The organism is Microbacterium sp. CCH5-D1, assembly GCF_001557335.1.
Taxonomy (GTDB): domain Bacteria; phylum Actinomycetota; class Actinomycetes; order Actinomycetales; family Microbacteriaceae; genus Microbacterium; species Microbacterium oxydans.
This window is the reverse complement of sequence record NZ_LSJW01000075.1, coordinates 1-14,240: the sequence shown is the minus strand read 5'-3', so window position 1 is coordinate 14,240 and position 14,240 is coordinate 1. Positions and strand designations below refer to the sequence as shown.

Annotated in this window: 10 protein-coding genes; 3 read left to right on the top strand and 7 right to left on the bottom strand. The window is 68.4% G+C overall.

Features of this window, described 5'->3' with window-relative positions; translation table 11 throughout:
- The 4 genes from AX744_RS05070 to AX744_RS05055 all read right to left on the bottom strand — a co-directional run.
- Nucleotides 1–1,276: HNH endonuclease signature motif containing protein (locus AX744_RS05070; RefSeq protein ID WP_061015593.1), on the bottom strand; the 1,276-nt coding region annotated here is incomplete at its 3' end.
- 152 nt (nucleotides 1,277–1,428) lie between these two features.
- Nucleotides 1,429–2,526 (bottom strand): serine hydrolase domain-containing protein, encoded by a 1,098-nt coding sequence (locus AX744_RS05065; protein ID WP_231728740.1) that lies wholly within the window; start codon nucleotides 2,524–2,526, stop codon nucleotides 1,429–1,431.
- A 111-nt stretch (nucleotides 2,527–2,637) separates the two neighbouring features.
- Nucleotides 2,638–3,801, bottom strand: coding sequence for an acyl-CoA dehydrogenase family protein (locus tag AX744_RS05060; RefSeq protein WP_046746493.1), 1,164 nt, complete (start codon nucleotides 3,799–3,801; stop codon nucleotides 2,638–2,640).
- Between the two features lie 152 nt (nucleotides 3,802–3,953).
- Nucleotides 3,954–4,883 carry a M15 family metallopeptidase gene (locus tag AX744_RS05055; RefSeq protein ID WP_058631662.1) on the bottom strand — a complete coding sequence of 310 codons (930 nt, stop codon included), beginning with the start codon at nucleotides 4,881–4,883 and terminating at the stop codon, nucleotides 3,954–3,956.
- A gap of 74 nt (nucleotides 4,884–4,957) precedes the next feature.
- Here AX744_RS05055 and AX744_RS05050 point away from each other — a divergent pair, with 74 nt between their 5' ends.
- Both AX744_RS05050 and AX744_RS05045 read left to right on the top strand, forming a co-directional pair.
- Nucleotides 4,958–6,037 (top strand): Rv2578c family radical SAM protein, encoded by a 1,080-nt coding sequence (locus AX744_RS05050; protein WP_061015588.1) that lies wholly within the window; start codon nucleotides 4,958–4,960, stop codon nucleotides 6,035–6,037.
- A gap of 47 nt (nucleotides 6,038–6,084) precedes the next feature.
- A complete protein-coding gene (locus AX744_RS05045; protein WP_046746496.1) occupies nucleotides 6,085–6,624 on the top strand; it encodes a YaeQ family protein in 540 nt (179 codons plus the stop codon).
- 72 nt (nucleotides 6,625–6,696) lie between these two features.
- Here the strand turns inward: AX744_RS05045 and AX744_RS05040 are convergent, their stop codons facing one another.
- Complete coding sequence (locus AX744_RS05040) at nucleotides 6,697–8,961, bottom strand: DEAD/DEAH box helicase (protein WP_061015586.1); 2,265 nt, start codon at nucleotides 8,959–8,961, stop codon at nucleotides 6,697–6,699.
- Between the two features lie 295 nt (nucleotides 8,962–9,256).
- On the opposite strand from AX744_RS05040, the gene AX744_RS05035 reads away from it, so the two are divergent.
- Complete coding sequence (locus tag AX744_RS05035) at nucleotides 9,257–10,153, top strand: aldose 1-epimerase family protein (RefSeq protein WP_197429154.1); 897 nt, start codon at nucleotides 9,257–9,259, stop codon at nucleotides 10,151–10,153.
- 158 nt (nucleotides 10,154–10,311) lie between these two features.
- On the opposite strand, the gene AX744_RS05030 is transcribed toward AX744_RS05035, so the two are convergent.
- Together AX744_RS05030 and AX744_RS05025 are read right to left on the bottom strand one after the other, a co-directional pair.
- Entirely contained in the window at nucleotides 10,312–13,524 is a 3,213-nt protein-coding gene (locus tag AX744_RS05030; protein ID WP_061015584.1) for an efflux RND transporter permease subunit, read from the bottom strand.
- Between the two features lie 16 nt (nucleotides 13,525–13,540).
- Nucleotides 13,541–14,128 carry a TetR/AcrR family transcriptional regulator gene (locus AX744_RS05025; protein ID WP_061015583.1) on the bottom strand — a complete coding sequence of 196 codons (588 nt, stop codon included), beginning with the start codon at nucleotides 14,126–14,128 and terminating at the stop codon, nucleotides 13,541–13,543.
- Nucleotides 14,129–14,240: the final 112 nt, after the last annotated feature.

Below are 14,240 nucleotides of genomic sequence, written 5' to 3'. Positions count from 1 at the left end.
TCCTACTCCCGCCCCCACTCCTACTCATACTCCCGGCATCGTCGATACGGATCTCCCACCCGTTGTCGTGGATGCGGTGGTGACACGTTTCGCACAGCAGTACCCCGTTGGAGAGGTCGGTCGGCCCGTGATCTCGTTTCCACCAGCGGATGTGATGGGCCTTCGTCATCTCGGGCGGCAATCCGCACATCGCGCATCCCCCGTCGCGCTCCACCAGCGCCAGCCGTTGTGCGCGGGTGAACAGCCGCTTCTGCCGACCCCATTCGAGGATCTCGCTGTCGCCACCGAGAACGCACGGGATCACACCGCCACCGGCCGCCATCCTGCGCGCAGCTCCGACGCTGACCGGATGATCGACACCATCCAGGGTCGCCGACCCCGTGCCGGCTTCCAGATCGTCGAGGTTCATCCGCACGATCACCGTCGCACCCGCTACCGGCACCCGCTGCTCGCACCCGAGCACGTGCGCACAGAACACCGCCAGAGCATCAGCTTGGATCATCGGCACCGTCCGGCGGTCCGCATCGGGCGCACCCTCGTCGGGCGCATCTTTTCGCGCGGCGAACGCGGCGGTCACGTACCCCCGGATCGCGGTGACCACCGGAGCCGCGGTCTCGACGTCGAGCACCGCGTTCAGATGCACCATGCCGTCACGCTCGAACAGCGATAGCGCACGTCTGTTGCGCCGTTCGTCCTCCCTGGGCTCCAGACCGTCCGGGTCGAGCCATGCTTCCGCGCGGACCACGAGCCTGCGCACATCGTCGAGCGCCAAACCCGCCGCTTTCTCCGCCAGCACCCGCTCGCCTTCGGCGATACGCTCCGCTCCCGCGGCGATCCGACAGCGATCGAGGAGCGCGATGATCATCGCGGCGGCCGGGGCGCCGAGCGCACCCGAGTCGAGTGCCGCACTCACCGACGGGTACTTCGCCGGCAGAGGGGCGCCCAGGAGGTCACTGCGGGGTGCAGTCGCTTCGCCCACCTTGACGAGGCGCGAGGCATCGCCCGTCGACACTCCCGTCGCAGCCGCGATCAGCGTCGCCGGATTGCGGTAGCCCTGCTGCTTCGCCAGGCTGTCCGCGCCGAGCTCTGGACGCGACTCACGCGATATGCACGCCGCCACCGAGATGTGCACGGCATCCAACCGACGCCGCAGCACCCCGATCGACTCGCTCACCGCCATCAACTGCTCGCGAGACAGGTCTCCGGAGTCGTCGGCATCCGACCACGCCTCATCAAGGCGGGACATCGCCTCGTGCAACGCGGTCAATCTGGACATGCTTCATTTTATCGCGGATCGTGTCGAGATTCGAAGATTTGTTCGATCGCATGCCGGTGAGACCGGTATCCCGAAAGCCACCCTCCCCGGACCGACTCACCGACCCACCAGGCCCGCCCGGGCCACCCGGACACAGGAGCCGCCGGAGTGCCTCACTGCACGTCGGTGAACAATCCCATGACCTCCGGTCCCATCTCGACCTGGCTCAGGACGACGCGGAACGAGCCGTCCTGGTCGATCCAGAAGTCCGTCCCCTGCCCACCCGACCAGCCGAACCGGCCGACGTGCTCACCCTCGGTCTGCACCGCGACGCCGAATCCCCACCCCGTGCCCTCCCAGAATCCCGGGAAGAAGCTGTCCGCGGTCTTCGCTGCGGCCGGCACCTGGTCCGAACGCATCAGCGCGAGCAGCTCCGGGTCGAGGACGACACTCCCGCGATGGCGCCCGCCGGCGGCCAGCATCCCCGCGAACACGGCATAGTCGGCGGCCGTCGACACGAGTTCCGAGTGATTGAGATCGAACGGCGCAGGCGCGACGGAGAACCCTGCGGCCGCCGGCTCGATCTCGACCAGCTGGCCCTCCTGGTGCCGGTATGCCGCGGGCAGCCGATGCGCCTGGTCGACGGGAACCGTGAAACCCGTGTCGACCATTCCCAGCGGTCCGAAGAGGTCACGCCGAAGGTGCTCCTCCAGCGACCCGTCGACCACTCGTGAGAGCAGGATCCCGAGGATGCCGAAGGAGTGGTGGTAGCGCCATCCGGTGCCGGGCTCGAACGCGAGCGGGAGCGCGGTCAGCGCGTCCAGCCACTCCTGTGCGCCCATCGCGACCGGCTCCTGCCCCGCGGCCGTCCGATTCCTGATCATCGCCTCGGCGAGCGGCGACGACGCGACCTGCACGCCGTAGCCCGAGGTGTTGGTGAGCAGATGACGCAGAGTGATGGGCGTCGTCGCAGGCGCGACGTCGTCGAGGGGAGCATCCGGCACGCGCAGCACCTGACGATCGGCGACCTCAGGCACCCACTTCTCGACGGGATCGTCGAGAAGGAGGCGCCCCGCCTGCACGAGGCGCAGTGCGGCGACCGCGAGGATCGGTTTGGTCATCGACTGGATGCGCACGATCGCATCCGCCGGCAGGTCTCCGGCCGCGACGATCTCGAACGACCCACCGGGTTCACCGTGCACGCCGATGATCCCCGGCGCCGTGCCTCGCGCGACGTGTTCATCCAGGATCCGTGCGAGCGACATCGTCATGCAGTCGATTCAACCGGGCCGCAGCACCCCTGTCCACGCCTCGACGGCGATAGGGCAACGACGAGAAGAGGCCCCGGATGCGAAATCCGGGGCCTCTTCAGGGGAGGCGCGTCAGCGCTTACCGGCGATCTGACGCCCGACGAGGTCGCGCATGATCTCGTTCGTGCCGCCGTAGATGCGGTGCACTCGGGCATCGGTGAACGCGCGGGCGATCGGGTACTCCATGATGTAGCCGTAGCCGCCGTGCAGCTGCACTCCCGTGTCGAGCACCTCCCACTCGCGTTCGGTCGCCCAGAACTTCACCTTCGCGGCATCCTCGGCGGACAGCTTCCCCTCCGAGTAGGCCCGGAGCGCGCGGTCGATGTAGGCCCACATCGCATCGGTGGTCGCGGACATGTCGGCGAGGCGGAAGCGGGTGTTCTGGAAGTCGGCGATGCGCTCACCGAACGCCTCGCGGTCCTTCGTGTAGGCGATGGTCCAGTCGAGGGCGGCCTGTGCGGCTGCAGCTGCGGCGACGCCGATCGAGAGGCGCTCGAGTGGCAGGTTCAGCATCAGCTGGATGAAGCCCTGACCCTCTTTGCCACTGATGAGGTTCTCGTCGGGGACGAACACGTCCGTGAAGCTGAGCTCGGCCGTGTCCCAGCCGTGGAAGCCCATCTTGCTGAGCTTCTTCCCCTGGTCGAAGCCCTCCATGCCCTTCTCGACGAGCAGGAGGCTGAACGCGTCCGGACGGTTGCCCTCACCGGTCTTGACGAAGGTCACCACGACGTCGGCGGTCGTGCCGGAGGAGATGAACGTCTTCGCACCGTTGAGGATGTAGCCGCCGTCGACCTTCTTGGCGTTGGTCTTGATCCCGCGCAGGTCGGAGCCCGCGCCGGGGTCGGTCATCGCGAGGGCGCCGAGCACCTCGCCGGTGGCCATGCGGGGCAGCCACTTCTCCTTCTGCTCCTGCGTTCCCATATGCACGAGGTACGGGACGGCCAGGTCGTCCTGGATGCCGAACGCACCGGCCAGCGAGCCCGCACCGGAGGCGATGACCTCCTCCATGACGATCGTGCGGAAGCGGTAGTCCTGCAGCATCCCCGCGCCGCCGAACTCCTCGGGGACGGAGAGCCCGATCAGACCGGCCTCGCCGGCCGCCAGCATGGTCGCGCGGTCGATCTCGCCCGCGGCATCCCACCGCTCGATCGCTTCGCCTGTCACGTGGCGCTTGACGAAGTCCTTGACCAGGTCCCGGAAAGCCTCGTGATCCTCGTCGTAGATGTCGCGTTCCATGCCGTCCTCCTGAACGTGTCGTGCATCATTGCTCCGGTGATTCTACGATGCCGCGGAGGCCGGGGACAGGACGTTGTGAGAATGCATCCCATAAAACGTGAGACTGGGTTCCGCGGTTGTCGGATGCCGCAACCACGGCGTTCCCGCCCGGTTCAGTGCGAGTAATCGGGCGCAGCGGGGAGCCCGAAGAACTCCTCCAGCGTATGGAATCCGCCCTCGTGGTATGCCGCCGCCAGGTCGACCCCGACATAGCGGAGGTGCCACGGCTCCGGGGCGTATCCGGTGACCGGGGTGCCGACCTGCTCGTAGCGCACGATGAATCCGTACTCCCAGGCGTGAGCGGCGACCCAGTCGCTCTGGGCGGTGCCGCCGAAGCCGTCGAGTCCGCCGCAGCCCGCACCGCACGCCACCACATCGAGGGCGAGACCCGTCTGGTGCTCGCTGTGACCGGGGCGAGCCGAGCCGGCATCCGCCTCCGCCTGCCCCTGCGAACGCACGTGCGAGCCGTAGGTCGTCACCTGAAGACCATAGGAGCGGTAGCCGTTGTTCGCCCCGATGCGTCCCACGCCGGCCGCGGCTGCCGCATCCGCCATCCGGCCGACGGCGGCGGCCACATCGGAGCGCACACGTCCGGACGGCGTCGTCATCTGCAGCGGCACCTGAGCGAGGTCCGCCGGCTCGTAGGCGGGGGGATTCAGCGGCAGCGACTTGTTCACCACCACCCAGAGGCGTGCGGGGTCGCTGAGCGAGACGCAGGGGGCATTGCCCGCCACCACCGCCTCGCGGAAGGCCGCCCCTCCCCCGAAGCCCGCGATCGCGCCCGCATCGTCGCCGTTCGCGATGGCCTGCTGCACCGACGGCTCGGCACAGGGGTCGGCCGCCGTGGTCGCAGCGACCTTGACCGGCGGGACCTGCATGACCGCGACCGGCACGGGCATGACCTCGGCGTCGGACGACGGCACCGGACCGGACCCGATCGAGCAGAGGATGCCGATCGCCGTCAGGGCGACGCCGATCGGGAGAGCGGGTCCGCGGATCGGGGACCGCGGCGCCGCATGCTGAGCGTGCGGCAGAAAGGGCATTGGTCCATCATCTCATTCGAAGATAGTTATGAGAGCGGCTTGCATCAGGATCGATCATCTGTTCGAATGGTCGAATGCGGTGGCAAGGGCAGAAACTCGGCGAGACGGATGCGTCCGCGCTCCCCGGCCTCGAAGACCGATCCAGCGTTCTGCGCTCGGTGACCACGCCCGAGTTCGCGGGCATGACGTTCCACGAGGTGCTGTCGAAGTCGGCACTGAACCATGTCCCCGGTGCCTCGCGCATGCCGTTCGCATGGACTATCAACCCGTACCGCGGATGCTCTCATGCCTGCGTCTACTGCTTCGCCCGCGGCACGCACGAGTACCTCGACCTCGACGGCGGCTCCGATTTCGACTCGCAGATCGTCGTGAAGGTGAATGTCGTCGAGGTGCTCGAACGCGAGCTGCGCAAGGGCAGCTGGGAGCACGAGACCGTCGCCCTCGGGACCAACACCGATCCGTACCAGCGCGCCGAGGGCCGCTACAAGCTCATGCCGGGGATCATCCAGGCCCTCGCCGCATCGGGAACCCCGATCTCCATCCTCACGAAGGGAACGCTGATCCGTCGAGACATCCCGCTGCTCGTGAAGGCCGCGCAGCGTGTGCCGATCGATGTGCAGATGTCGATCGCGATGTACGACGACGACCTGCAGAAGGCCATCGAGCCGGGGGCACCGACGACGCAGGCCCGCCTCGACACCGTGCGAGCACTGGCGGATGCGGGTTTCCCCGTGACCGTCTTCCTCATGCCGATCATGCCCCATATGACCGACTCCCTCGCCGCGATCGACAGCGCCCTCGTGCGCATCAGAGAGGCCGGTGCACGCTCGGTCATCTACGGAGCCCTGCACCTGCGACCCGGCGTGAAGCCGTGGTTCTTCCAGTGGCTCGACGCGAATCGCCCCGACCTCGTCTCGTCGTACCGCGGCCTGTATCCGGGAGCCTCCGCCGAGGCGCCGAAGGGGTACAGACAGTGGCTCGCGAAACGCACTCGTCCGCTCATCCGCATGCATGGACTCGACGGCCGCCACGAGGACGACTACCCCCGGCGAGGCCTTCGATCGGGGCAGGGTCACGTGCAGTCGGGCCCTCGAGTGGCATTCGCACCCAGCGCGCGATCCGAGGCATCACCCGCACAGCCGATGCTCTTCTGAGAGCGCTGGTCCGGCGCTCCTTCGCCGGCCGCGTAGGCTCGGGGATCATGGCGATCGGTTCCACAGTCCACACATTCGAGGTGCAGCTCGCTGACACCGATCGCGGCGTCTACGAGGACTACTCGCTGCGCGCGGCCCGGCATCCGTCCGAGACCGATGCGTACATGCTCACCCGGGTGCTGGCCTACGGGCTGGAGTTCGCCGAGGGCATCGCGTTCGGTGGCAGCATCTCCTCGACGGAGGAACCTGCAGTGCTCGTACGCGACCTCACCGGGCTCATCACGGCCTGGGTCGAGATCGGCGCGCCCGATGCCGAGCGCCTGCACTACGGCAGCCGTCTCGCCGAGCGCACCGTCGTGTACACGCACCGCGACCCCGCCAAGGTGATGGCACCGTGGACGGACAAACGCATCCACCGCCGCGAGGACATCCGCGTCTACAGCTTCGATCCCGGGTTCATCGAGACCGCTTCGGCCCTCATCGAGCGCCGGAACACCATGACCCTCACCGTGACCGAGGGCGTGATCTACCTCGACCTCAACGGCACGAACCTGACTTCCGCCGTGCACGTGCACGAGCTGGCCTGACCCCGCGCCCACACTCCCCGCACGACGAAGGCCCCGCCTGCGAGCGCAGAACGGGGCCTTCGTGAATGAGACTCAGGCGGTCAGGTCGGCCGCGGTCGGCACGCGACCGGCGATCTCCTCGATCACGTCGTCGTCCAGACGGGCGTTCTCGAACGGCGCGTCGATCTCGGCGCGATCGAGCAGCTCGGTCATGCGGCGCTGACGCTGGCGCGTGATCAGCGTGACGACGCGACCCGAGCGACCGGCACGACCGGTGCGACCCGAGCGGTGCAGGTACGTCTTGTACTCGTCGGGCGCATCGGCCTGGACGACCAGGTCGATGTCGTCGACGTGGATGCCGCGGGCGGCGACGTCCGTGGCGACGAGCACGTTCACGCGACCCGACGTCAGCCGCTCGAGGTTACGCGTGCGCTTGGCCTGGTTCAGGTCTCCGTGCAGCGAGACGGCGGGGATCCCGGCGTCGTCGAACTGCTCGGCGAGCATGTCGGCGTAGGCGCGGGTGCGGGCGAAGACGAGCGTCTTGCCGTCGCGGTCGACGAGCGAAGTGAGGATGTCGGCCTTGTCGCGGTGCTCGATCACGAGCACGCGGTGCTCGATCGTCGAGGAGTCCTGGTCCTCACCGGCGACCTCGTACACGGCGGGGTCGACGAGGAACTCGTCGACGAGCGCGGCGACCTCGCGGTCCAGCGTCGCCGAGAACAGCAGCTTCTGGCTGCCTTCCGCGGTGTGACGGAGGATGCGCTGCACGGGTTCGACGAACCCGAGCTCGCACATGTGGTCGGCCTCGTCGAGCACCGCGATGCGGCAGTCGGAGAGGTCGAGCTTGCCCTGGTTGATGAGGTCCTCGATGCGACCGGGGGTGCCGATCACGATGTCGACGCCCTTCTTGAGCGCACCCACCTGACGGCCCTGCGGCACACCACCGTAGATCTGCGTGGTGAACAGGCCGACGCTGCGCGCGATCGGCTGGATGGTGCGGTCGATCTGCAGCGCGAGCTCGCGGGTCGGAGCGAGGATGATCGCGCGCGGCGAACGTCCGAACTCACGGCGCTTGCCGGCCTGCGACTGCAGCACACGCTCGACGAGCGGTGCGCCGAAGGCGATGGTCTTGCCGGAGCCGGTGCGGCCACGGGCGAGCACATCGCGACCGGCGAGCACGGCAGGGATGCTGGCGGCCTGGATCGGAAACGGCGTCGCAGCGCCCATTCCGACGAGTGTCTCGACGATGTTCGAACCGAGACCCAGATCGCCGAACGTCACACCATCGACCTCGACGGCCGCGACGGACTTCGCTTCGAGGCGCTCGTGGACGACATCGTCACCGGGCGCGAACTTCGCTCCGGTCGAGGCCGGACGGCTGGTGGCATTCCAGTCGTTGCGGCTCGGGCGCTCATTGCGTGCCGGGCGGCCACGGGTGTCCGAGGTCAGCGGACGGGGACGCTCGGTGCGGTAGGCGCCGCCGGTCGACGGACGCTCGCGCCCACCCTCGAAGGAACGCTGGGTGCGGTCGCGGTCGAAAGCACGACGTGCGCGGTCGGCGTCGTAGGAACGCTCGGGGCGCTCGTTGCCACGGTCGTTCGAGCGGGTGCGGTCGAAGCTGCGGTCGTCGCGCCGCGGACGCTCGTCGCGCTCGAACCGGGGACGGTCGTTGCCGCGGTCGTTGAAGCGGGGACGCTCGCCGCCACGGTCGCTGTTGAAGCGGGGACGCTCGCCGCCACGGCGATCGTCCCGAACCGGACGTCCGCCATCGCGGTGGTCGTTGTCGCGGAAGCCCTGACGCTGGGTGCCGGCACCGCGGTCGTCGCGACGCGCACGGTCGTCACGGTCATACCGGGGGCGGTCTCCGCCACGGTCGTCACGGTAGGTGCCGGGGCCGGTCGGACGCTGTCCGCCACGGTCATCGCGACGCGGACGGTCGTCGAAACGGCCGCCGGCGCTGGGACGGTCGTTGTAGCGAGGGCGCTCGGAGTGGTCGTCGTTGCGGTGGTGCGGAGCCTCACGGCGCCCGGACTCGGCACGGTTGCGAATCGCGCGGGCCTCATCGCGGCCTGCGCGCTCGGACGCACCCCACCGCTGCTTGGGAGCACCGCCCTCGGCCTCGGCCGGGCGGTAGCCCCGGTGACCGGCGCTGCGGCTGCCCGGACGACGGTCGTATCCGCCTGCGGCGGGAGCGGAGCGGCGGTCACCGGCATCCGCGCGTCCACCGCGCTCATCGCGCGCACCGTCGCGGGCGGGCCCGCCGTTGTGGCGATCGTGGAAGGAGGTCTTCTTGGCGCCGTAGCGCGGCTCGAAGTTGGCGGCGGGACGCCCGCCGCGGGGCTTCTTGTTCTTCGGCATTGCGGTGTTCTTTCTGTGTTCTCGCACGAGAACAGCGCCGCGCACACGCGCGAGCACCCAGCGCGTGGTCGGATGCGACCAGCGGGGTTCCGGACTGTCAGCGGCCGGGGCCATTCATGTGATGGTTGATTTGCGTCGATCGACGCTCACCATCGGCCCCTGGACTCACACTTCACACACATAAAACGTCCGCGCCAACGCGCGGGTGTCCGAAGCCGACCGTTCAAGTGTAGCCGACGCTCCTGAGAGACCGCACAGACCCCCGGTGCCGACCGGGTGCCTCTACGCTGAGGGAGTGATTTCCGTCTCCCCCACCGGCACCCAGATCGCCCTGCAGCTCGGCGACGTCACCGCCCAGATCGCTCAGGTCGGCGCCTCCCTCCGTTCGCTGCGCATCGGGAGCGTCGACCTCGTGCCGCCGTATCCCGAGGACTCTCCGACCCCATCGTGCTCCGGAGTGGTCCTCGCCCCGTGGCCGAACAGGGTGCGTGATGGCCGATGGAACGATGCGGGTACGGTCAGACAGCTCGCCATCACGGAGCCCAAACTCGGCAATGCGAGCCACGGCCTGCTGCGTTTCACCGCCTACGAGGTCGCCCAGACCGAGACGGCAGCGGTGCTCCGCGCGACGATCGTGCCCCAGACCGGATACCCGTACCTGATCGAGACCGCCGTCACATACACCCTCACCGCCGACGGCATCGATGTCGTGCACACCCTGACCAACCGTTCGACCGGCCCAGCCCCGGTCGCTCTCGGAACCCACCCCTTCGTCACGATCGGCGACGTCGATCCGCACGACCTCGTCCTGCGGATCCCCGCGGAGACCGCCATCGAAACGGATGAGCGGATGCTGCCGACCGGCACCCGACCGGCCGACGCCACCCTGCGAGAAGGGGCGCGTCTCGGCGATGTCTCCCTCGACACCGGCTTCGCAGACCTGACCCGCGACGCGGACGGAATCGTCCGTCACTCCCTCACCGCACCGGACGGCCGACAGGTCACGCTCTGGCAGGGAGAAGGCTTCGACTACGTGCAGGTGTACACCACGCCCGCCTATCCCGGACAGAGCCTGGCCGTCGCGATCGAACCCATGACCGCGCCCGCCGATGCGCTGAACAGCGGCCTCGGCATCCGGCGCCTCGACCCCGACGAGACCTGGACCCTGCACTGGGGCATCACCCTGAGCTGACAGCCCCACGCTCTCTCCGCGACAGCCCCACACTCCCTTCGCGAGCTTCCTCCGCGAAAACGGAGACCGAATGACGCCCGGCCGGCGAGTCGGATGGGGACTCGCCGGGCGAGGCGCACATGGTCTCCGTTTCGGCCGGACGGAGCCGGGAGCGTGCTCTACTCTCCGCGCTCCCGCAGCTCACGCCGTGTGAGCTGCGGCGCGTGCGGCAGGCCGGACGCGTCGATCAGCACCGGGCCACCGGAGCCCGTCGCGGCGGCAGGCGCGGCGGGGTCGGCCGGGGCGTCCGGACCGGGCGCCGCACCGGCATCCGAGCCCCCGGCCTTGCGGGCAGCGCGGCGCTCCTTGGCACCCTCGACGAGGTTGTACAGCGTCGGCAGCACGATCAGCGTCAACACGGTCGACGAGATCAGGCCGCCGATCACGACGATCGCGAGGGGCTGCGAGATGAAGCCGCCGTGGCCCGTGATGCCGAGCGCCATCGGAGTCAGAGCCAGGATCGTCGCGAGCGCGGTCATGAGGATCGGCCGCAGACGCTTCTCCCCACCGGCCTTGACCGCCTCGATCGTCGACAGACCCTTCTCCCGGTACTGGTTCACGAGGTCGACGAGCACGATCGCGTTGGTCACCACGATGCCGATGAGCATCAGCACGCCGATCAACGACGCGACGCCGAGCGGCACGCCCGTGATGATCTGCAGCAGGATCGCCCCGGTCGCCGCGAACGGCACCGAGATGAGCAGTAGCAGCGGTTGGCGCAGCGACTTGAAGGTCGCGACCATGACCACGTAGACGATCAGGATCGCCGCGAGCATCGCCAGCCCCAGCTGCGAGAACGAGTCGGCCTGCTGGGACGCGACACCGCCCACCTCGGCGGATGCACCGTCGGGCAGGTCGACCGCCGCGAGCGCGGAGTTCACCGACTGCGTGGCCGTGGCGAGGTTGTCGGACGCCGGCGGCACGGTGATCGTCGCAGTACGACGGCCCTGCTCCGTGGTGATCGAGGTGGGTCCGTTCTGCTGCTCGACGGTCGCGATGTCCTGCAGCTGCACGATGCCGGTAGGCGTCGGGATGGTGAGCTGCTTGAGCGCATCGACCGTGGTCGGTGGGTTCGGAGTCACGATGTAGACCGTCAGCGCGGTGTCGTCGATCTCGACGGATCCGGCCTGCTGCGGGCGCATGGTGCCCGAGACGATGGCACCGACCGCGACCTCCGAGAGTCCTCGTTGCGCGGCGGCTTCCCGGTCGACCACGACGGCGATGTACGGCAGCGACGCGGCGAGATTGTCGCTCACCTGGCCGACGCCGTCCTTCCCGTCGAGTTCCTTGACCAGCGCGGTGGTCGCCGTCTGGAGGTCGTCCGAGTTCGAGGCGCTGACCGTGATCTCGATGTCGCTCGATCCGAAGCCGGCCGAGGCCGAGACCGCGACGTCCCCGACCTCGTCACCGAGGCCGTCGATCGCATCCTGCACATCCGCGCGGAGCTTCTCCTGATCGGCGTTCGAGTCGGTGAGCACCGAGTACGTGACGCCCGCACCGCCCGAGAAGGCGTCGCTGAGCGCCGAACCGCTGGTGCCGATCGAGGCCTGTACGTGCTCGATGCCGTCGATGTCGAGCAGGGCGTCTTCGACCGCCACCGCCGCATCCGACTTGGCCTGCAGACTCGCCGTCGGGCCGAGGTCCTGGGTGATCGTCATGGTGTTCTGGCCGGAGTCGCCGAGGAAGTTGACCTTCATCAGCGGCGCTGCGGCGAGCGTGGCGCCGAGCACGACGACCGCCAGGATCACCGTGACACCGGAGTGCTTGAGCGTCCAGCCCAGGATCGGCCGGTACTGCCGCTGCAGCCACGTCGGCGGAGCGTCGGGGTGCTCTGGGTCGATCGCGTCGCCGTGCTCGTCGAGCAACGGCTTGCCCGGCTTGAGGAACCAGTAGGCGAGCACCGGCACGATCGTCAGGGCTACCAGGAGCGAGGCGACCATCGCGATCGTCACGGTCATCGCGAACGGCCGGAAGAGCTCGCCGACCATGTCGCCGACGAAGACGATCGGCAGGAAGACCGCCACGGTCGTGATGGTGGACGCCGTGATCGCCATCGCGACCTCGCGCACCGCGAGGCGGATCGCATCGCCCTTGTCGGCATCGCCCACGTAGTGACGTTTGATGTTCTCGATCACGACGATGGAGTCGTCGACCACTCGACCGATCGCGATCGTGAGCGCACCGAGGGTGAGCACGTTCAGCGAGTAGCCGAACGCCTGCAGCCCGATGAAGGTGATGAGCACGCTGGTGGGGATCGAGATCGCGGTGACGAGGGTGGAGCGCACCGACATCAGGAAGACGAGGATCACGAGCACCGCGAACACCAGGCCGAGCATTCCCTCGGTGGCGAGCGTCTCGATCGACTGCACGATGAACGGCGCCTGGTCGAAGATCACCGTGAAGGTCGCGTCCGGGAAGGCGTCGCCGATCGTGTCGAGCGCGGCGATCACGCCGTTGGACACCTCCACGGTGTTCGCGGCCGGGAGCTTCGTGATCGAGATCGACAGCGCATCCTTGCCGTCGACACGGGAGATGGAGGTGACGGGATCGGACTCCTGCACGACCGTCGCGACATCGCCGATCGTGACGTCGCTGCCCACCAGCGGAAGGGCGGCGATCTCCTCGACCGAGGTGATCTTCGCGCCCGTCTGCACCGTCAGCGTCTGACCGTTCTCGGTGATGTCGCCACCAGGGAACAGCGTGCCGTTCTGGTCGAGTGCGTCGTTGATCGCCGAGGTGCTCTGGCCGGCAGCAGCGAGCTTCGCCACGTCGGGCGTGATGCTGATGCGCTGACCGACCCCGCCCACGATCTCGGCCGCGTTGACGCCGTCGACGTCTTCGAGTTCGGGGATCGCGACGGATTCGAGCTGGGCCTGGGCGTTGTCCGCGTCCTCGAACCCGGTGACGGCCACCTGGATCACGGGGAAGTCGTCGATGGAGACCGACAGCACCTGCGGCGTCACATCCTCCGGCAGCTGGGACGAGATGCGGTTGATCGCCTGCTGGATCTTCTGCTCTGCCGTGGCGAGGTTCGTGCCGTAGGCGAACATCGCCTGCACGATCGACGCGTTCGTGGTGCTCGTCGCCGTCGTCGACTCCAGGCCGGGGACGCCCTGGATCGCCGCTTCCACCGGGGTGGACACGTCGTTCTCGACGACCTCGGGCGATGCGCCGGGGTAGGTCGTCATGACGACGAGCGCCGGCAGCTCGAGCGAGGGGATGAGCTCCTGCTTGAGGTTCGTGAGCGCGAGGCCGCCGAACACCGCCGCGACGATGGTGATCAGCGCGATGAGCGCGCGGTTCTTGAGGCTCAGGATGGCGAGTTTCGACAAGGCGGTTTCCTCGGTGTCAGGGTGTGGCTGTCGCTGCGGAGGGGGTGAAGACGGAATCTCCGAGGATCCGCGCCAGTGCGGACTCGATGAAGGACTGGGCAAGGCGGTCGTCGCGGATCTGCGTGCTCCACATGACGCCGTCGATGAAGATCATCGCCGCTCTGGCACGGTCTTCGCCATAGGTGGGCGTGAGCAGATCGACCAGGCGGTCCGACAGATGACGAGCGAGATCGCGCAGGCGGGGGTCGTGCACGGCGGCGGTGACCACCGCACGGTCGGCCTGCACGGCGTGATGGTCGTCCATGCTCTCGAACACGAGGGCGGCGATGACGTCGGGCGTGTCGCCGCGTTCGGCGATGGTCTGACGCACTCCGTCGAGGCGGGCATCGACCTCTTCCGCGAGGGCGCGGAACGCGGCAGCCCTGAGGTCGTCGAGGGTGTCGAAGTACTGCGTCGTCGCCCCGAGAGGCACCCCGGCACGCGCGGCCACCATACGGTGTGTGACCGCTTCGGCACCCACCTCGACGATGAGCTCGGCGGTCGCGGTCACGATCTCCCGACGGCGCGCCTCAGGGTCACGTCGCCGACGCTCCCCGTGCCTCATCCCGCCCCCTTGGACATCCGTACATGTACGTTTGTACATTTCAGGATTGTGAAGACGCTGGGAGGCGGCGTCGCCCCAGCGTTTCGAATCGCGCACATGGTTCGATCTGGGC